We start from the raw sequence: 17240 nt of genomic DNA, 5'->3' as shown, positions 1-17240 counted from the left end.
CGGCTACGAATGTGGCTGGGTCACCGCTCGCCAGCGTGCCGTCATAGGACACGCGGATGAGCGGTGGCCGAGCCACATTCCGTCGGCTACGAATGTGGCTGGGTCACCGCCAGTTGAGTGCACTGGGGAGCGGGGCGCCCTCCGGTGGTCCGGACCCCTGGCGCGCTCACGGTCAGGCGGACTCAGCCCTTGCGGGCAGCCTTCTCCGCGTCTCGAGCGGCCTTGGCGGCATGCCTCGACGCGTCGTGGTCAGCCTTCGCGGCCGCCTTCTCGGCGTCGCGAACGGCCTTCTCGGCCGCCTTCGCCGCCTGCCGCTCGGCCTTCTCGGCCGCCTTTGCCGCGTGACGCTCGGCCTTGGCCGCCTCGCGGTCCGCCTTGCGCGCGACCTTCGCGGCCTCGCGGTCCGCCTTCCGCTCGGCCCTCGCGGCCTCGCGGTCCGCCTTGCGCTGGGCCTTCATCTCCTCGCGGTCGGCCCGTCGCTGTGCCCTCGCCGCCTCGCGGTCCGCTGTGCGGTTCGCCGTGGCAGCGTCCCGGTCGACCGTCGCCTGGTCGTCCGTCGACGTGGCGGTCGTGGTCGTCGAGGTCGTCGAGGTGGTCTCGGCGGACGCGCGCGAGCCGGCAGGCTTGCCGGTGGCCGGCTTGGCCACGGCCTTCGTGGCCGACGCGGGTGTGGGTACGGCGAGCGGCGTGGTGGTGAGCTCGACCGGGACCCCGACCGCGGTCGGAGCGGCGGGCGTCGGGGCGGGCGTGGGCACCCGCTCGGGCACTCGAGCGACGGCTGCGGCGATCGGCTTGCCGGGCTTGAAGACGTCGGCGAAGCTCGAGCCGCGACCCATCGACACCGTCATCAGGACGGCGCAGAGCACGGCCACGAGAGCGAAACCGACGAGCGGCCGCTTCGGATCAACCCCCACGGGGTCTCCTTCCCACACGTTGACGAGACGTCAGTGTGGTCGAGTCATGACGCGTGATCACGGTCGATGGCCCGGAATAGTCCGAAATGACTAGACCAGTCTGGTCACAACGGGCCAGAGGTCAGGCGGACTTCTTCTTCCGGCCCTCGGACTCGCGCGGCACGAGGGTCGGCGCGACGTCGTCCTCGACGACCTCGCGGGTGACGATGACCTTGGCCACGTCGCCGCGCGAGGGGACGTCGTACATCACGTAGAGGAGGACCTCCTCGATGATGGCGCGCAGCCCGCGCGCACCCGTGCCGCGCTCGAGCGCCGCCTCGGCGATCGCGTCGATGGCGTCGGGGGTGAACTCGAGCTCGACGCCGTCGAGGTCGAAGAGCTTCTGGTACTGCTTCACGAGCGCGTTGCGCGGCTCGGTGAGGATCTGCACGAGCGCCTCGCGGTCGAGCTTGGAGACGCTGGCGATCAGCGGCAGACGACCGATGAACTCGGGGATCAGCCCGAACTTCGTGAGGTCCTCCGGCCGGACCTGCGCCAGCAGGTCGTCGGCCTCGCGCTCGGCGGCGCCACGCACCTCGGCGGTGAACCCCAGCGACTTCTTGCCGACGCGCTGCTCGATGATCTGCTCGAGCCCGGCGAAGGCACCACCCACGATGAAGAGGATGTTGGTGGTGTCGATCTGGATGAACTCCTGGTGCGGGTGCTTGCGACCGCCCTGCGGGGGCACCGACGCGGTCGTGCCCTCCAGCATCTTGAGCAGCGCCTGCTGCACGCCCTCGCCGGAGACGTCGCGGGTGATCGAGGGGTTCTCCGACTTGCGGGCCACCTTGTCGATCTCGTCGATGTAGATGATGCCCGTCTCGGCCTTCTTGACGTCGTAGTCGGCGGCCTGGATGAGCTTGAGCAGGATGTTCTCCACGTCCTCGCCGACGTAGCCGGCCTCGGTCAGCGCCGTCGCGTCGGCGATGGCGAAGGGGACGTTGAGCATCCGGGCGAGGGTCTGGGCGAGGTAGGTCTTGCCGCAACCGGTGGGCCCGATGACCAGGATGTTGGACTTGGCGACCTCGACGACGTCGTCCTTGGCCTTGCCGCTGACGGGCTGGAGACCGGCCTGGACGCGCTTGTAGTGGTTGTAGACCGCGACCGCGAGCGACTTCTTCGCGTGCTCCTGGCCGATCACGTAGGCGTTGAGGAACTCGAAGATCTCCTTGGGCTTGGGCAGCTCCTCGAGGCTGACCTCCGAACCCTCGGCGAGCTCCTCCTCGATGATCTCGTTGCAGAGCTCGATGCACTCGTCGCAGATGTAGACGTTGGGCCCAGCGATGAGCTTCTTGACCTGCTTCTGGCTCTTGCCACAGAAGTTGCACTTCAGCAGGTCGCCGCCGTCACCGATACGTGCCACGAGTCGTGTCCTCCAGTCTCACCGGGTGGGGGCCCCGGCTGTCCGCACCCTCGCCGTCACGTCCGGCGAAGGCCCCCCGACGGTACCCCGTGCCGGCCCCCGGCGGGGGCCGGACACGAGATGTCGCGGGTCATCTTTGTGCGCTCAGACGAGCGCGGGGGCTCCCTTGCGGGACTCGATCACGGCGTCGATCAGGCCGTACTCGACGGCCTGCTCGGCGGTCAGGATCTTGTCGCGCTCGATGTCGGCGCTGACCTGGTCGATGTCCTTGCCGCTGGAGTCGGCGATCATCCGCTCGAGCAGCTCGCGCATGCGGAGGATCTCGTTGGCCTGGATCTCGATGTCGGAGGTCTGGCCGAAGGTGCCCTCGGTGTAGGGCTGGTGGATCAGGATGCGGCTGTTGGGCAGCGCCATCCGCTTGCCCTTGGCGCCGGCACCGAGCAGGATCGCCGCCGCGGAGGCCGCCTGGCCCAGGCACACGGTCTGCACGTCGGGCTTGATGAAGCGCATCGTGTCGTAGATCGCGGTCAGCGCGGTGAACGATCCGCCGGGGCTGTTGATGTAGATGCTGATGTCGGTGTCGGGGTTCATCGTCTCCAGGCACATGAGCTGGGCGATGACCGCGTTGGCGACGTCGTCGCTGATCGGCGTGCCGAGGTAGATGATGCGCTCCTCGAACAGCTTGGCGTAGGGGTCGATGCGCCGGAACCCGTAGGAGGTGCGCTCTTCCCACTGGGGGATGTAGTAGTTCATGTTCAGTCCTTGTTCCGGGCCGGGCGGCCCTCGTCGGCGGCCTCGCGGGCGCTGGTGATGACCTGGTCGACCAGGCCGTACTCGACAGCCTGGTCCGCGGTGAACCACCGGTCGCGGTCCGCGTCGGCGACGACCTGCTCGACGCTCTGGCCGGTGTGCTCGGCGATCAGGTCGAGCAGCACCTTCTTGATGTGGAGCGACTGCTGGGCCTGGATCTTGATGTCCGAGGCCGAGCCGCCCATGCCCGAGGAGGGCTGGTGCATCATGATGCGCGCGTGGGGCAGGGCGTAGCGCTTGCCCTTGGTGCCGGCGCACAGCAGGAACTGGCCCATCGAGGCGGCGAGGCCCATGCCGACCGTCGCGACGTCGTTGGGGATGTAGTTCATCGTGTCGTAGATCGCCATGCCGGCGTCCACCGAGCCGCCGGGGCTGTTGATGTGGAGGAAGATGTCGGCCTCGGGGTCCTCGGCGGACAGCAGCAGGAGCTGGGCGCAGATCGCGTTGGCGTTCTGGTCGCGCACCTCCGAGCCGAGGAAGACGATGCGCTCGCGGAGGAGGCGCTGGTAGATGTGGTCGTCGAGGCCATACATCCCACCGGCGCCGTTCATCTCGGGCGAGAGGGCTGGGCTGGAGTTCTGGTTCACGCTGGCGACACTAGCCGGAAGGTCGGACACATCCACGCGATGACCCACCCTGTTCGCCCACAGCGGATTCACCGGCGGGACGGGCGGCTCAGCCGAGGGCGACCTCGGCCAGGACCTCGCGGAAGACGCGGTAGCGCTCGGCCCCGACGCGCTGGGCCCACTCCTCGTCGCACGCCCGGAGCACCTCCGCCGACGCGGCCAGGGCCTGGCGCCCCCGCGTCGTGATGCGTACGACGCGGGCGCGGGCGTCGTGATCGGCCACGGCGACCTCCACCATCTCGAGGTCGGCGAGCTGTCGGACGAACTGCCCGCAGCCCTGGGTGGTCATGTCCACCAGCTCGGCGAGCTCGCTGATCGTCAGGCCTTCTGCGGGCAGCCACTCGAGCACCCGCAGCTGCGACGGTCGCAGCTCGGGCCCGTCCTCGGCCAGGCGCTCGCGCAGCCGGGCGAACACCATGCCCATGAGCATCGGGAGGTGGGGCTCGACCTCGGGGAGCCGACCCTTGACGCCAGTCATGAAAGCAACTTACCTTTTTTGGTCATGAAAGCAACTTTCGCGAGCGACGGACCCACCGGGGTGCACGAGCGGGCGCCGCTGGGTGCCGACGACGTCGGCGACGACGAGCTCGCCGCCATGGTCGCCGACCTCTGGCGCGTGCCGTCCGTCGAGCTGGTCGACTCGGCCGCGGAGGTCGTCGACTACCACGTGCCGTCGATCCTCACCGGCGCCCGCACGTGGGTCCGCGGGCGCGCCGACGCCGGCGACGGCCCACGGGCGTTCACGCTCTTCGTGAAGCGGGTGCACCACTGGCGCCACTCCCCCGCCTTCGCCTTCGTCCCCCCGGAGCTTGGGGAGTGGGCGGCGGCGTCCGTGCCCTGGCGCGCGGAGCCCCTCCTCTACGCGAGCGACCTGGCCGAGCGGCTCCCCGAGGGGCTGACGATGCCGCGCGCCGTCCGCGTCGACGAGCGACCCGACGAGACGGCCGTCATCTGGATGGAGGCGGTCGAGGCGAGCGGCGAGCCGTGGACCCGGGAGACCTACGTCGAGGCCGCCGGCCTGCTGGGCCGGTTGAGCGGCAGCCCGCGGGTCGACGAGCTCGCCGGCATCGACCCGCTCCCGTGGCACGTCCAGTCCTTCATCCACGGACGCGTCGCCCACACGGTGCTGCCCGGGCTCCTCGACGACGCCACCTGGCGGCACGAGCTGGTCGCGCCGTGCTTCGGCGACCTGCGCGGCCGACTGACGGCCGTGGCCGACCACCTCGACGCCCTCGGCGAGGAGTTCGCCCGGATGCCCCACCGCGCCGCGCACGGCGACGCCTGTCCCAACAACCTGCTGCGGCACGCCTCGGGCGGAGGCTTCACGCTCATCGACTTCGGCTTCTGGCGTCCGCAGCCGGTCGGCTACGACCTGTCCCAGCTCCTGGTGGGTGACATCCAGATCGGCCAGCGCGACGCCGCCGACCTGCCGGAGCTGGCCGAGGCCTGCCTGACGTCGTACGGCGCCGGGCTGGCCGCCGAGGGCGTCGAGGTGCCCGACGACGTGCTGCGCCGCTGCCACGCGGTCAGCCTGGCGCTGTTCAACGGCCTGCCGAGCCTGCCGATGGAGCACCTCGGCGAGGAGCCCACCGCGGCGCTGCACGACTGGGCGCTGCAGCGCTCGCGCATCGCGCGCTACGCCCTCGACGTGCTGGAGCGCACCGAGGCCTGACCCTGCAGACGAACGACCGGCGCCCACCCGAGGGGTGGACGCCGGTCGCGGTGCTCGTGGGAGCAGGAGGCTCAGGCCTCCTTGTCCTCCTCGGACTCCTCGATGGAGTCGCCGGCCTCGGCGGCCTCGTCGGCGGGCTCGCCGATCGTGCCGTCGGGACGCAGGTTCTTCAGCTCGACCACGTTGCCCGAGGCGTCCTTGACGGTCGCGGACTCCACGATCTGCGCCAGCGCCTTGCCGCGCATGATCTCCTGCACGAGCTCGGGGATGTGGTTGTGCTCGAACATGTGGTTCGCGAACTCCTGCGGGTCCTGCCCGGACTGCTGGGCACGGCGCACGAGGTGCTCGGAGAGCTCGGCCTGGTCGATGCCGAACTCCTCCTTCTTCGCGATCTTGTCGAGGATGAACTGGGCGGCGACGGCGTCACGGACCCGGCGCTCGAGGTCGGCCTCGAACTCCTCCTGGGTCTGGCCCTCGTCCTCGAGGTACTTCTCCATGGTGATGCCGGCGAACGCGAGCTGCTGCTCGACGTTCTGCCGACGGGCGTTGAGCTCGTCGGTGACCATCACCTCGGGGAGCGGGATCTCGACCTTCTCGAGGAGGGCCTCGAGGACGGCGTCGCGGGCCGCGGCCGCCTGCTCGAGGCGCTTGCCCCGGCCCAGGCGCTCGCGGACATCGGCGGTGAGCTCCTCGGCGGTGTCGAACTCCGAGGCGAGCTGCGCGAACTCGTCGTCGTACTCCGGCAGCTGCTGCTCCTGCACGGCCGTCACCTTGACGGTGACCTGCACCGGCTCGCCGACCAGGTCGCCGCCCACGAGCTCGGAGTCGAAGGTCTTGTCCTCGCCGGCCGACAGGCCGACCAGGGCCTCGTCGAGGCCGTCGATCATGCCGCCGCGGCCGACCTTGTAGGACATGCCGGTGACCTCGCCACCCTCGACGGGCTCGCCGTCGGCGGCCGCGACGAGGTCGATCGTCACGAAGTCGCCCTCGGCGGCCGCGCGCTCGACGGGGACCAGGGTGCCGAACCGCTCGCGGAGCGCCTCGACCTGCTCGTCGACGTCGGAGTCGCTGATCTCGATGTCGTCGACGGTGGCCTCGAGGCCCTCGTAGGACGGCAGCTCGAAGTCGGGCTTGACGTCGACCTCGGCGGTGAACTCGAGCGACTCGTTGTCCTCGAACTTGGTGACCTCGATCTCCGGCTGCGCCAGCGGCTCGAGGTCGTGCTCCTGGAGGGCCGCCATGTACTGCTGCGGGACGACCGCGTTGATCGCCTCGTCGAGCACGGGACCGCGACCGACCTGGCGGTCGATGACCGCCGGCGGGACCTTGCCACGGCGGAAGCCGGGGACGTTGATCTGCTTCGCGATCTTCTGGTACGCCGCGTCGAGGCTCGGCTTGAGCTCCTCGAAGGGCACCTCGACGGTCAGCTTGGCCCGGGTGGGGCTCAAGGTCTCGACGGCGCTCTTCACAAATGTCTCCTGGTGCTGGTCATGGGGGGTGAGTGGCGTGGGCGCGCGTGGCACACGGGGCCGGGGAAGGCGCGACCGCAAACCCTGCGAGTCTATCGAGGGTGCGGGCAGGGGCCGAATCAGTCGGTGCCCAGGCGGTGCCCAGTCGGTGCCCAGTGGGTGCTCAGTCGGGGCGACAGGACTCGAACCTGCGGTCTCCTGCTCCCAAAGCAGGCGCGCTAGCCACTACGCTACGCCCCGCCAAACGGGCCGCCGGGCCGCCCGCGAGGCGGCCGCCGGCCTGCTTGGAGCGGATGACGGGAATCGAACCCGCGTAGCCAGTTTGGAAGACTGGGGCTCTACCATTGAGCTACATCCGCGTGCCCGGTGCCGCTCGTCCCATTGGCCGTACGACGCCCGGTGCGGGTGTCATGGTGCCACAGGTGCGGTGCCCCTCCCCCATCGCCTCCACGATCGCCGAGCACGCGCGGGTGACGGCTCAGCGCCGGTGCACCAGCAGCAGCGCCCGGTCGTCGCTGCGCGAGCCGAGCGAGCCGATCAGGCGCTCGGCGCCGCCCTCGAACGTGCCGCGGAGCAGGCGCTCGGCCTGGCCGAGCATCTTGTCGATGCCCGAGGCGATGTCGCGCGTGCGGGTCTCGACCATGCCGTCGGTGTAGAGCAGCAGGGCGTCGCCGCGGCGCATCTCGCCCGAGACGACTTCGAAGCTCGCGCCCTCGATCAGCCCGAGGATCGGACCCTCGGCCTCGAGCACCTCCCACCGTCCGGACCCGGCGTGGCGCAGCGCCGCGGGCGGGTGCCCGGCGCTGCGGATGTCGTAGTGCCCGGTGTCGAGGTCGAGCGAGAGGTGGATCGCGGTGGCGAACCCCTCGTCCCAGTCCTGCTGGAGCAGGAAGGTGTTGGCGCCCGGCAGGAAGTCGCCGGGCGGCAGGGCGCTGAGCAGGCCGCCGATGGCTCCCGACAGCAGCAGTGCACGCGTGCCGGCGCCCTGGCCCTTGCCAGAGACGTCGACGACCGCCACGTCGAGGCGGTTGCCGGTGCGCGAGGCCACCACGAAGTCGCCGGCGAACGGCGTGCCACCCGACGACCGTAGCTCGGCGGCGGCGTACCAGTCGTCGGGGAGCGTGGGGATGCCGCCCTGGCGCAGGATCCGGTCGCGGAGGTCCACGAACATCTGCTCGCCCTGCACACCGGCGACGCCCAGGCGCGAGCGCCGGAACGAGGACACCAGCACCAGCAGCCCGAGTCCGAAGATGATGACGACCGTCAAGATGATGCGGGCGTTGATCGGGTCCTGCAGCGGCACCACGAGGGCGAGCACGAACAGGACGAAGACCACGAACCACGGCAGCTGGCGTGGCCCCAGCACCAGGCTGGACACGACGAGCGGCACCAGGAGAGTCACCAGTGGCGTCTGGGCGGAGAACATCCAGATCGCCAGCCCGATGGCGACGGTGGCGACGACCAGCGCGACGAGGATCCGCGACCCGCGCGGGACGACCCGGTTGAGCGCTGACTCGAACCGCTCGCCCGCGCTGCGGGTGCCGCGGTCGCGGGCAGGGCTCATGTCCGCGCTCCTCCCGATGCGCCGCCGTCCTTGGACGCAGACTGTACGGCGCGCGAGCGGAAGGTGGGCTGACATCGCGGACACCAGAAGATGTTGCGTCCGACGAGCTCACCGGTACGGACCGTCGAGCCGCACACGTGGCACGGCATCCCCGTCCGGCGGTAGACGTAGACCTCGCCGCCGTGGTCGTCCCGGCGGGGCGCGCGACCCATGGCCTCGGGCAGGTGCTCGGGGCGCACCGTGTCGATCCTGTTGGTGCGCACCCCCTCGGCCATGAGCTCGACGAGGTCGGCCCACATCGCGCGCCACTGGCCCACGCGCAGCGTGCTGCCCGGGCGGAGCGGGTGGATGCGGTGCCGGAAGAGCACTTCGGCGCGGTAGACGTTGCCGACGCCCGCGAGCACCTTCTGGTCCATCAGGAGGTCGCCGATCGGGCGCGGGCTGCGCGAGATGCGGCGCCACGCGAGGTCGGGATCCGCGTCGGCGCGCAGCGGGTCCGGACCGAGCCGGCCGAGCACCTCGTCGCGGCGCGCGGTGCCGATCAGGTCACACACGATCGCGCCCCGCAGGTCGGCGTACGCCGTCCCGCGCCCGTCGGAGCCGGGTCCGGGCACGGTCACCAGCCGGAGCCGGACGGCCCCCACCGGCTCGGGCACCGTGTCGACCTCGGTGTGCACGTCGAAGGAGCCGATCAGGCCGAGGTGGACGTGGACGAACCGGTCGTGGTCGAGGTCGACGAAGAGGTGCTTGCCGGCCGAGTCGGCGCCGACGACCGTCGACCCGTCGAGCTGGGCTGCCTCCGCGGCGAAGCGTCCCTGGGGGGAGGTGACGCGGACGACCCGTCCCGCGAACGCGGCGGCGAGGTCGTCGGCGAGCCGGCGGAGGGTGTGACCCTCAGGCATCCCCGTCCTGGCCCGGGCCGCGGAGCGCGGACTCGGGCAGCGGGGGAAGCTCACGGGTCTCGTCGTAGACCGAGAGCTGGCCGATCCGCCGGGCGTGGCGCTCCTCGCCGGAGAACGGGGTGGTGAGGAAGACCTCGACGAAGCGCGTCATGTCCTCGACCGAGTGCATCCGACCGCCGACCGAGACCACGTTGGCGTCGTTGTGCTGGCGGCCCAGCGCGGCGGTCTCCTCCGACCACGCGAGCGCGCAGCGGATCCCGGTCACCTTGTTGGCCGCGATCTGCTCACCGTTGCCCGAGCCGCCGATGACCACACCGAGGCTGTCGAGGCCCTCGGCGCGGTCCGCGGCGACGGCCTCCCCCGCACGCAGGCAGAAGACCGGGTAGTCGTCCTCCGCGTCGTAGGTGAACGGCCCGTGGTCCACCGGCTCGTAGCCGTGGTCCACGAGCCACGTCATCAGGTGGTCCTTCAGCTCGAGTCCGGCGTGGTCGGAGCCCAGGTGAACGCGCATGGCGGAAGTCTCCCAGAGTGGGACGGACACCATGAAGGCAGTTCGGCGGCCGCGCCGTACGCCCGAGCGTGGCGATGCCGCGGCTCCGGTCGAACTGCCTTCGTGGTGGTCGTCCGGGACGCTCAACGCAGGTGCTGGTCGATCCAGCCCGCGACCGTGCGCACGAGGGGCTCGGAGGCGGTGAAGTCGGCGTGGCGCCAGAAGCCGTGGGTCTGGCCGAGGCAACGGATGCCGACGGTCTCCACACCCGCCTCCGCGACGAGCCGGGCGAGCTCCTCCCCCTCGTCGCGCAGCGGGTCCGCCTCGGCGCTCGCCACGAAGGTGGGGGGCAGCGTGCCCAGGCGGTCGGAGAGCAGCGGCGCGAGGTCGGGGTGGTCGAAGTCGGCCTCGTCGCGCGCGTACTGCGCCCAGTACCAGTGCGCCTCCGTGGGGTCGAAGCCCGTGTCGCGGGCCTCGCCCCACGACGGGAAGGCGCAGTGCGGGTCGAGGAACGGGTAGACCAGGGCCACGACGGAGAAGAAGCCCGGGTTGCGGAGCGCGGCGACCAGCGCGAGGTTGGCGCCCGCCGAGTCGCCGTGGGCGGCGTACGGCCCGGGCAGACCTTCCCGCCCCAGCCAGCCGACGACCGTGTCGAGGTCGTCCGGCGCGGCGGGGAACGGCGCCTCGGGAGGTCGGCGGTAGTCCACGCTCAGCACGGCGCGACGTCCGCGGTTGGCCATCCGCCGGCAGATGCCGTCGTGGACGTCGACGTCGTTGAGCACGAAGCCACCGCCGTGGGCGTGCACGACGAGCCCGGGCAGGGCGTCGGCGGGCGTGTAGAGGCGGCACGGCACGCCGTCGGCGTCGATGTCGACCACCGAGGCGACGTCCTCCCGCGGCAGCCGGAGGCTGGCGCGCCGGGCCTCCTCCCGGTGCGCGGCGATGTCGAAGCCGGGGGCGGTCAGGTCGGGACTGGTGTCGGCCGCCACGGCGGCGCGGACCTCGGGGTACATCACGGGCTCGGTCAACGGACCACCTTGATGTTGAAGTCCGCGGTGCCGATCGCGCCCATCACGCGCAGCCACAGGGGCAGCCACATCTCCACCCCGCGCGCGGTCTCGATGCCCCCGAGGTCGAGCACGTCCGCGTGGCCGAGGTCGAGCAGCAGGCCCGTGACGAGCCGCTTGGCGTCCGGGTCGTCGCCGCTGACGAACACGGTGGTCGGCTCCGGCAGCCGGTCGGGGTGAGCCATCAGGTCGGCGGTCAGCGTGTTGAGCGTCTTCACGACCTTCGCTTCCGGGTAGGCGCGCTGCACCTGCTCGCCGAGGCTGTCGGTGTCCTTGACCGTCAGCGTCGGGGGGAAGCCGGCGGAGAAGTCGAGCGGGTTGGAGACGTCGACCAGCACCTTGCCGGCGAGGTCACCGGCTCCGGCGAGGAGGTCGAGGGCCGCGACGCCGTTGCCGGCGTGGACGACGAGGTCCGCGCCAACGGTGGACTCGGCGAACGTCGTCAGCTCGACGCCCGGCAGCTCCGACCAGTCGTCGCGCGAGCGGGTCGTGGACGGGTCCCTGGTGCCGAGGCGTACGACGTGGCCGAGCTCGACCAGCCGCGCGGCGAGCGTGCGGCCCACGGCACCGGTCCCCAGGACTGCGACGTGCATGTCGACCTCCTCGTGCCTCGGTGTGACCTAGCGCGACATCAGCGCGTCGAGCGCCACGGCGACGGCCGCTGCGACGCGGAAGTCCACCCGGTCGTCGGGCACCGAGACGCGGTAGCGGTCCCCGATGGACATCGTGCGCTCGACGGAGAAGAGCGCGTTGCCCGCTGGGTCGACGAAGTCGAAGTGGATCGGGATGAAGTCGAGCTCGGTGAAGCGGCGCAGCAGGCCGACGACCTGGTTGCGCTCGCGCCCGGTGCCGGTGTAGCCCGGCCCCTCGACGTGGAAGGTCGAGCGCAGCAGCGAGGCGCCGAAGTCCTTGCGGAAGAACCCGATCTGCGCGCCGCCCTCGTCCGTGACGTCGTACCCCGCGTTGAGGTCGAGCTTCTTGCGCGCCTTGAAGCCGAAGACGGCACGCTGGCGGTCGGGGCCCGTCCAGAAGGTCACCTGCTCCTTGAACGCCAGCCGCTTCTGCTCGGCGAAGGCCATCAGCCGGGTCGGGTTGCCCGCCTCGTCGGACTCCGACACCTCGTAGCGGTTCACCATCATGGTGAGCTTCTGCTTCACCACGAAGTTCGGAAGGTACATCTCGGCAGGCATGCCGGAAGCGTAGCCAGCCCGGAGGCGCCGGTCAGCCGCTGAGGCGCGCGAGCTCCTCGTCGACGACGGAGGGGTCGAGCTTGGTGAAGACCGGCGTCGGCTTCTCGACCTTCGCCCCGACGGTGACTGGCCGCGACTCCCAGCGAGGCGTCGCGGAGTAGTCACCGGTGATGACGGGGTACGACACCAGGCCGGCGCCGTTGTCGGGGTCGAGCTCGTCGACCTGCTCGATGCGCGGCATCGGGACGAACTGACCCTCGCCGCCCAGGACCAGGTGCACCTTGTTGGCCGCGTGTGGCAGGAACGGCGCGAGCAGCGTGTTGCAGTCGCTCACGCACTGCACCGCCACGTGCAGCACCGTCGCCAGGCGGTCGCGCTGCGACTCGTCCTTCATCTTGTAGGGCTCGGTGACCGTCAGGTACTTGTTCACCTCGCCCACGATCCGCATCGCCTCGGCCGTCGCGGCGCGCAGCCGGTGGTGGCCCAGCAGGTCGCCGACCGTGTCGAACCCGCCGCGCACGGCAGCGAGGACGGCCTCGTCGACCGGCTCGAGCTCGCCGAGCGGCGGAATCTCCCCGAAGCTCTTCGCGACCATCGTCGCGGTGCGGTTGACCAGGTTGCCCCAGCCTGCGACGAGCTCGGAGTTGTTGCGGGTGACGAAGTCGGCCCACGTGAAGGCGGCGTCGGAGGTCTCCGGTCCGGCCGCGCAGATGAAGTAGCGCAGCGGGTCCGGGCCGTAGCGGGCGAGGAAGTCGCCGACGTAGAGCACGTGGCCCCGCGAGGTCGAGAACTGCTGGTCGCCCATCGTGAGGTACTCGGACGACACCACCTGGGTGGGCAGGTTGAGCACGCCGTACGTCCCCGGCTCGCCGCCGCGCGACCCCTGGCCGTTGTAGGCGAGCAGCTCGGCGGGCCAGATCTGCGAGTGGAAGACGATGTTGTCCTTGCCCATGAAGTAGTAGGACTCGGCGTCGGCGTCGTTCCACCACTCGCGCCACTTGTCGGGCTCCCCCAGCCGGCGAGCCCACTCGATCGAGGCGGACAGGTAGCCGATGACCGCGTCGAACCAGACGTAGAGCCGCTTGGTCGGCTGGTCCTCCCAGCCCGGGACCGGGATGCCCCAGTCGATGTCGCGCGTCATCGCGCGCGGGCGGATCTCCTTGAGGATGTTCTGGCTGAACTTGATGACGTTGGGCCGCCACGTGCCGCTCGCCTCGCGCTCGTCGAGCCACGCGCCGAGCGCGTCGGCGAGCGCGGGCAGGTCGAGCAGGAAGTGCTGGGTGTCGACGAACTGCGGCGTCTCGCCGTTGATCTTCGACCTGGGGTCGATCAGGTCGGTCGCGTCGAGCTGGTTGCCGCAGTTGTCGCACTGGTCGCCGCGCGCGTCGCCGTACCCGCAGATGGGGCAGGTGCCCTCGATGTAGCGGTCCGGGAGGGTGCGGCCGGTCGACGGGCTGATCGCTGCCTTCGTCGTCTGCTCGACCATGTAGCCGTTGGCCAGCACGGTGCGGAACATCTCCTGCACGACGCCGTAGTGGTTGCCGGTCGTGGTGCGGGTGAAGAGGTCGTAGGACAGCCCGAGGTCCGCGAGGTCGTTGACGATGACCGCGTTGTTCTTGTCGGCGAGGTCCTTGGCGCTGATGCCCTGCTGGTCGGCGGTGACGAGGATCGGCGTGCCGTGCTCGTCGGTCCCCGAGACCATCAGCACGTCGTGGCCGGCCATCCGCATGTAGCGGCTGAACACGTCGGAGGGCACGCCGAAACCGGCCACGTGGCCGATGTGGCGCGGGCCGTTGGCGTACGGCCAGGCGACGGCGGACAGGACACGAGTCATGGGCGCAAGCCTAGTGACCGGGCGCGACCCGATTCCCTCGGGTCGCGCCCGTCGGGACGTCGGTGGTCAGGAGCCGACCAGCGTGGGGTCAGGAGAAGTCGAGGTCGCCCGTGCGCGAGCGCTTGAGCTCGTAGAAGTAGGGGAACTTGGCGACGGCGACGGCGCCGTCCCACAGCTCGCCGGCCTCCTCGCCACGCGGGATCTTCGACAGCACGGGACCGAAGAAGGCCGAGCCGTTGATGTGGATCGTCGGGGTGCCCACGTCGTCACCGACGGCGTCCATGCCCTCGTGGTGGCTCTTCGCGACGAGCGCGTCGAGCGACTCGTCGTCCCACGCCTCGATCAGGTCGGCGGGCAGGTCGACGTCGGCCAGCGAGGCGGCGACCATGTCGCGGTCGAGCTCCTCGCCGTTGTTGTGCCGGCGGGTGCCGATCGCGGTGTACCACTCGCCGAGCGTGGCGTTGTCGTAGTCCTCGGCGATCTTGATCGCGACGCGGACGGGCTTCTCCTTGCCGGCCAGCATCTCGCGGTAGCCGTCCGGGATGTCCTTGTCCTTGTTGAGGTACGCCAGCGACATCACGTGCCACTGCACGTCGATCTCGCGGACCTGCTCCACCTCCTTGATCCACCGCGAGGTGATCCAGGCGAAGGGGCAGAGCGGGTCGAACCAGAAGTCAGCGGTAGCCATACCGGGTGCAATCCGCCGCGGCCGTGGAGTATTCCGGGCTCGGTGGCAGGATGCGCCCATGCCTGGAACCAACCTCACCCGGGACGAGGCCGCCACCCGCGCCTCCCTCCTGGACGTCACGTCGTACACCGTCGACCTGGACCTGATGGGCGCCACCCAGCCCGAGCAGGCCACGTTCGGCTCCGTCACCACGCTGGAGTTCACCTGCCGCGAGCCCGGGTCGAGCACGTTCGCCGACCTCGTCGCGCCGCACGTCCGCGAGATCACCCTCAACGGACGCCGCCTCGACCCCGCGACGGCGTACGTCGACAACCGCATCGCGCTCGACGACCTCGAGGCGACGAACACGCTCGTCGTGGCCGCCGACTGCGCGTACTCCAACACCGGTGAGGGACTGCACCGCTTCGTCGACCCGGCCGACGACCGCGTCTACCTCTACAGCCAGTTCGAGGTGCCCGACGCGCGCCGCGTCTTCACCACCTTCGAGCAGCCCGACCTCAAGGCGGTCTTCACCTTCAACGTGACCGCTCCCTCGCACTGGGTGGTCGTCTCCAACGCCGCGACCCCCGAGCCGGTCGCAGGGTCCGAGGGCGCCTCGGTGTGGCGCTTCCCGACCACCAAGAGGATGTCGACCTACATCACCGCGATCGTCGCCGGTGAGTACCACGGCGAGCTCGACACCTACGAGGGCAAGTTCGGCACGATCCCGCTCGGCCACTACTGCCGCCAGTCGCTCAAGGAGCACATGGACACGGCAGCGCTGGTCGAGCTCACCAAGAAGAGCTTCGAGTGGTTCGAGGAGCAGTTCGACTACCCCTACCCGTTCGGCAAGTACGACCAGCTCTACGTCCCCGAGTACAACGCAGGGGCGATGGAGAACGCCGGGTGCGTGACGCTGCGCGACGAGTACCTCCCCCGCAGCCGCCAGCCCCGCTCGTTCTTCGAGTTCCGCGCCTCGGTCATCACCCACGAGATGGCGCACATGTGGTTCGGCGACCTCGTGACGATGAAGTGGTGGGACGACCTCTGGCTCAACGAGTCGTTCGCCGAGTGGGCCTGCTACTGGTGCGAGGCCAACGCCACCGAGTTCACGGATGCCTGGACCGGCTTCGCCAACGCCCGCAAGCAGACCGGCTACCGCGCCGACCAGCTGCCCTCCACGCACCCGATCGCGGCCGACAACGTCGACCTGCACGCGGTCGAGGTCAACTTCGACATGATCACCTACGCCAAGGGCGCCTCGGTGCTCAAGCAGCTCGTCGCGTGGGTCGGCATCGAGCCGTTCCTCGAGGGCCTGCGCGCCTACTTCAAGGAGTGGGAGTACGGGAACCCCGAGTTCAAGGACCTGCTCGCGACCCTCGAGAAGGCCTCGGGCCGCGAGCTCGACGGCTGGGCGCAGGAGTGGCTCCAGACCGCCGGCGTCAACACGCTCGCCCCGTCCTTCGAGCTCGGCGAGGACGGCACCTACACGTCGTTCGCCGTCACGCAGACCGCCCACGAGGACTGGCCGACGCTGCGCCGGCACCGCCTCGGCATCGGCCTGTACGACGAGGTGGACGGGTCGCTGGTCCGTCGCGACTACCTCGAGATCGACGTCGAGGGCGCGCGCACCGAGGTGCCGGAGCTCGCCGGCGTCGAGCAGCCGGCGCTGCTCCTGCTCAACGACGAGGACCACGCCTACGCCAAGATCCGCCTCGACGAGCGCTCGATGGCCACGGCGATCTCCTCGCTGTCGACGTTCGAGGACTCGCTGCCGCGTGCGCTCGTGTGGGGTGCGGCGTGGGACATGACCCGCGACGCCGAGATGCGCACCCGCGACTGGACCGACCTGGTGCTCGCCAACATCGGTCAGGAGACCGACGCCTGGGCCGTCACGCGGATCCCCGCCTCGACGGCACTGGCGGTCAACTTCTACTCCGACCCGGCTCACCGCGCCGAGCTCCGTACGACGTGGGAGTCGGGCCTGCGTGAGCTGCTGCTCGCCGCCGAGCCGGGCAGCGACCACCAGCTGACCTTCGCGCGCTCCTACGCCGGTGCCGCGCACCACGACGCCGCGCTCGACGACCTGATCGGGCTGCTCGACGGCTCGTTCACCGTCGAGGGCCTCGCCATCGACCAGGACATGCGCTGGACGCTGATCACCGCGCTGGCGAAGGCCGGGCGCTTCGGCGACGCCGAGATCGACGCCGAGCTCGAGGTCGACAGGACGATCTCCGGCCAGGAGCTCGCCGCCGCGGCTCGCGCCGCGCAGCCGACGCCCGAGGCCAAGGAGGCCGCCTGGGCGGCGATCGTCGACCCGGCGACCCCCAACGAGACCGCCCGTGAGGTCGCCTTCTCGATCTTCCGCTTCGGCCAGGAGGACGTGCTCGAGCCCTACCTCGAGAAGTTCCTGACCGCCGCGGAGACGCTGGTCGACGTGCTCGGCTTCCACAAGGCGTCGACGATCCTGGAGTACGCCTTCCCCAAGCCGCTGGGCTCGGCCGCCACGCTCGCCCGCCTCGACGAGTGGCTGGCGCAGAGCGACGCACCCAAGCAGGCCAAGCGCTACATCGGCGAGGCGCGCGCCGACGTCGCCCGCGCCCTGGCCGCGCAGGAGCACGACGCCCGCTGAG

The 17240-nt window shown here is 70.6% G+C and carries 16 protein-coding genes and 2 tRNA genes; 2 read left to right on the top strand and 16 right to left on the bottom strand.

Going from position 1 to position 17240, the window contains the following annotated elements:
• Positions 1 to 182: 182 nt before the first annotated feature.
• The 5 genes from L2K70_RS05130 to L2K70_RS05110 form a co-directional block, all read right to left on the bottom strand.
• Positions 183 to 914: a hypothetical protein gene (locus L2K70_RS05130; RefSeq protein ID WP_236399961.1), complete on the bottom strand. Its 732-nt coding sequence runs from the start codon at positions 912 to 914 to the stop codon at positions 183 to 185.
• 121 nt (positions 915 to 1035) lie between these two features.
• On the bottom strand, positions 1036 to 2316 hold the full coding sequence (gene clpX / locus L2K70_RS05125; protein ID WP_236399957.1) for an ATP-dependent Clp protease ATP-binding subunit ClpX: 1281 nt from the start codon (positions 2314 to 2316) through the stop codon (positions 1036 to 1038).
• A gap of 144 nt (positions 2317 to 2460) precedes the next feature.
• Complete coding sequence (locus L2K70_RS05120) at positions 2461 to 3069, bottom strand: ATP-dependent Clp protease proteolytic subunit (RefSeq protein ID WP_230443946.1); 609 nt, start codon at positions 3067 to 3069, stop codon at positions 2461 to 2463.
• Between the two features lie 2 nt (positions 3070 to 3071).
• The gene (locus L2K70_RS05115) at positions 3072 to 3677 is read right to left on the bottom strand and encodes an ATP-dependent Clp protease proteolytic subunit (protein WP_236401534.1); all 606 of its coding nucleotides are present in this window, start codon (positions 3675 to 3677) and stop codon (positions 3072 to 3074) included.
• Positions 3678 to 3801: 124 nt separating this feature from the next.
• A complete protein-coding gene (locus L2K70_RS05110; RefSeq protein ID WP_236399954.1) occupies positions 3802 to 4230 on the bottom strand; it encodes a MarR family winged helix-turn-helix transcriptional regulator in 429 nt (142 codons plus the stop codon).
• A gap of 24 nt (positions 4231 to 4254) precedes the next feature.
• Between L2K70_RS05110 and L2K70_RS05105 the strand changes: the two genes are divergently transcribed.
• Positions 4255 to 5424: a phosphotransferase gene (locus L2K70_RS05105; RefSeq protein WP_236399950.1), complete on the top strand. Its 1170-nt coding sequence runs from the start codon at positions 4255 to 4257 to the stop codon at positions 5422 to 5424.
• Positions 5425 to 5495: 71 nt separating this feature from the next.
• Here L2K70_RS05105 and tig read toward each other — a convergent pair whose 3' ends face one another.
• The 11 genes from tig to L2K70_RS05050 form a co-directional block, all read right to left on the bottom strand.
• Positions 5496 to 6893: a trigger factor gene (gene tig / locus L2K70_RS05100; protein WP_236399948.1), complete on the bottom strand. Its 1398-nt coding sequence runs from the start codon at positions 6891 to 6893 to the stop codon at positions 5496 to 5498.
• Positions 6894 to 7060: 167 nt separating this feature from the next.
• A tRNA-Pro gene (locus L2K70_RS05095) sits at positions 7061 to 7133 on the bottom strand.
• Positions 7134 to 7178: 45 nt separating this feature from the next.
• A tRNA-Gly gene (locus L2K70_RS05090) sits at positions 7179 to 7252 on the bottom strand.
• Between the two features lie 119 nt (positions 7253 to 7371).
• The gene (locus L2K70_RS05085; protein WP_236399945.1) at positions 7372 to 8457 is read right to left on the bottom strand and encodes a PP2C family protein-serine/threonine phosphatase; all 1086 of its coding nucleotides are present in this window, start codon (positions 8455 to 8457) and stop codon (positions 7372 to 7374) included.
• Positions 8454 to 9359 carry an Fpg/Nei family DNA glycosylase gene (locus L2K70_RS05080; RefSeq protein ID WP_236399942.1) on the bottom strand — a complete coding sequence of 302 codons (906 nt, stop codon included), beginning with the start codon at positions 9357 to 9359 and terminating at the stop codon, positions 8454 to 8456. Before L2K70_RS05080 ends, L2K70_RS05085 begins: the two co-directional genes overlap by 4 nt.
• Positions 9352 to 9870 carry a ribose-5-phosphate isomerase gene (locus tag L2K70_RS05075; RefSeq protein WP_236399939.1) on the bottom strand — a complete coding sequence of 173 codons (519 nt, stop codon included), beginning with the start codon at positions 9868 to 9870 and terminating at the stop codon, positions 9352 to 9354. The genes L2K70_RS05080 and L2K70_RS05075 overlap by 8 nt, the downstream gene beginning before the upstream one ends.
• Before the next feature lie 122 nt (positions 9871 to 9992).
• Entirely contained in the window at positions 9993 to 10877 is an 885-nt protein-coding gene (locus L2K70_RS05070; protein ID WP_236399938.1) for an alpha/beta hydrolase fold domain-containing protein, read from the bottom strand.
• The gene (locus L2K70_RS05065; protein WP_236399934.1) at positions 10874 to 11509 is read right to left on the bottom strand and encodes an NADPH-dependent F420 reductase; all 636 of its coding nucleotides are present in this window, start codon (positions 11507 to 11509) and stop codon (positions 10874 to 10876) included. Before L2K70_RS05065 ends, L2K70_RS05070 begins: the two co-directional genes overlap by 4 nt.
• A 27-nt stretch (positions 11510 to 11536) precedes the next feature.
• Complete coding sequence (locus tag L2K70_RS05060) at positions 11537 to 12106, bottom strand: LURP-one-related/scramblase family protein (RefSeq protein ID WP_236399931.1); 570 nt, start codon at positions 12104 to 12106, stop codon at positions 11537 to 11539.
• 31 nt (positions 12107 to 12137) lie between these two features.
• Positions 12138 to 13940, bottom strand: a complete 1803-nt coding sequence (gene metG / locus L2K70_RS05055; protein WP_236399928.1) for a methionine--tRNA ligase — start codon at positions 13938 to 13940, stop codon at positions 12138 to 12140.
• 88 nt (positions 13941 to 14028) lie between these two features.
• A complete protein-coding gene (locus tag L2K70_RS05050) occupies positions 14029 to 14628 on the bottom strand; it encodes a mycothiol-dependent nitroreductase Rv2466c family protein (protein WP_236399924.1) in 600 nt (199 codons plus the stop codon).
• Positions 14629 to 14686: 58 nt separating this feature from the next.
• Between L2K70_RS05050 and pepN the strand changes: the two genes are divergently transcribed.
• Positions 14687 to 17239 carry an aminopeptidase N gene (gene pepN, locus L2K70_RS05045; RefSeq protein ID WP_236399922.1) on the top strand — a complete coding sequence of 851 codons (2553 nt, stop codon included), beginning with the start codon at positions 14687 to 14689 and terminating at the stop codon, positions 17237 to 17239.
• Position 17240 lies beyond the last annotated feature (1 nt).

The organism is Nocardioides potassii, assembly GCF_021648885.1.
Classification (GTDB): domain Bacteria; phylum Actinomycetota; class Actinomycetes; order Propionibacteriales; family Nocardioidaceae; genus Nocardioides; species Nocardioides potassii.
The sequence above is the reverse complement of the archived record's forward strand: the minus strand, read 5'-3'. Positions and strand labels throughout refer to the sequence as shown.

Bases quoted from the DNA above. Each gene is read 5' to 3' on its own strand.
- L2K70_RS05085 (WP_236399945.1), bottom strand. From the start codon at position 8,457: ATGAGCCCTGCCCGCGACCGCGGCACCCGCAGCGCGGGCGAGCGGTTC.
- metG (WP_236399928.1), bottom strand. From the start codon at position 13,940: ATGACTCGTGTCCTGTCCGCCGTCGCCTGGCCGTACGCCAACGGCCCG.
- L2K70_RS05115 (WP_236401534.1), bottom strand. From the start codon at position 3,677: ATGAACGGCGCCGGTGGGATGTATGGCCTCGACGACCACATCTACCAG.
- L2K70_RS05065 (WP_236399934.1), bottom strand. From the start codon at position 11,509: ATGCACGTCGCAGTCCTGGGGACCGGTGCCGTGGGCCGCACGCTCGCC.
- L2K70_RS05075 (WP_236399939.1), bottom strand. From the start codon at position 9,870: ATGCGCGTTCACCTGGGCTCCGACCACGCCGGACTCGAGCTGAAGGAC.
- pepN (WP_236399922.1), top strand. From the start codon at position 14,687: ATGCCTGGAACCAACCTCACCCGGGACGAGGCCGCCACCCGCGCCTCC.
- L2K70_RS05060 (WP_236399931.1), bottom strand. From the start codon at position 12,106: ATGCCTGCCGAGATGTACCTTCCGAACTTCGTGGTGAAGCAGAAGCTC.
- L2K70_RS05120 (WP_230443946.1), bottom strand. From the start codon at position 3,069: ATGAACTACTACATCCCCCAGTGGGAAGAGCGCACCTCCTACGGGTTC.
- L2K70_RS05110 (WP_236399954.1), bottom strand. From the start codon at position 4,230: ATGACTGGCGTCAAGGGTCGGCTCCCCGAGGTCGAGCCCCACCTCCCG.
- L2K70_RS05105 (WP_236399950.1), top strand. From the start codon at position 4,255: ATGAAAGCAACTTTCGCGAGCGACGGACCCACCGGGGTGCACGAGCGG.
- L2K70_RS05080 (WP_236399942.1), bottom strand. From the start codon at position 9,359: ATGCCTGAGGGTCACACCCTCCGCCGGCTCGCCGACGACCTCGCCGCC.
- L2K70_RS05050 (WP_236399924.1), bottom strand. From the start codon at position 14,628: ATGGCTACCGCTGACTTCTGGTTCGACCCGCTCTGCCCCTTCGCCTGG.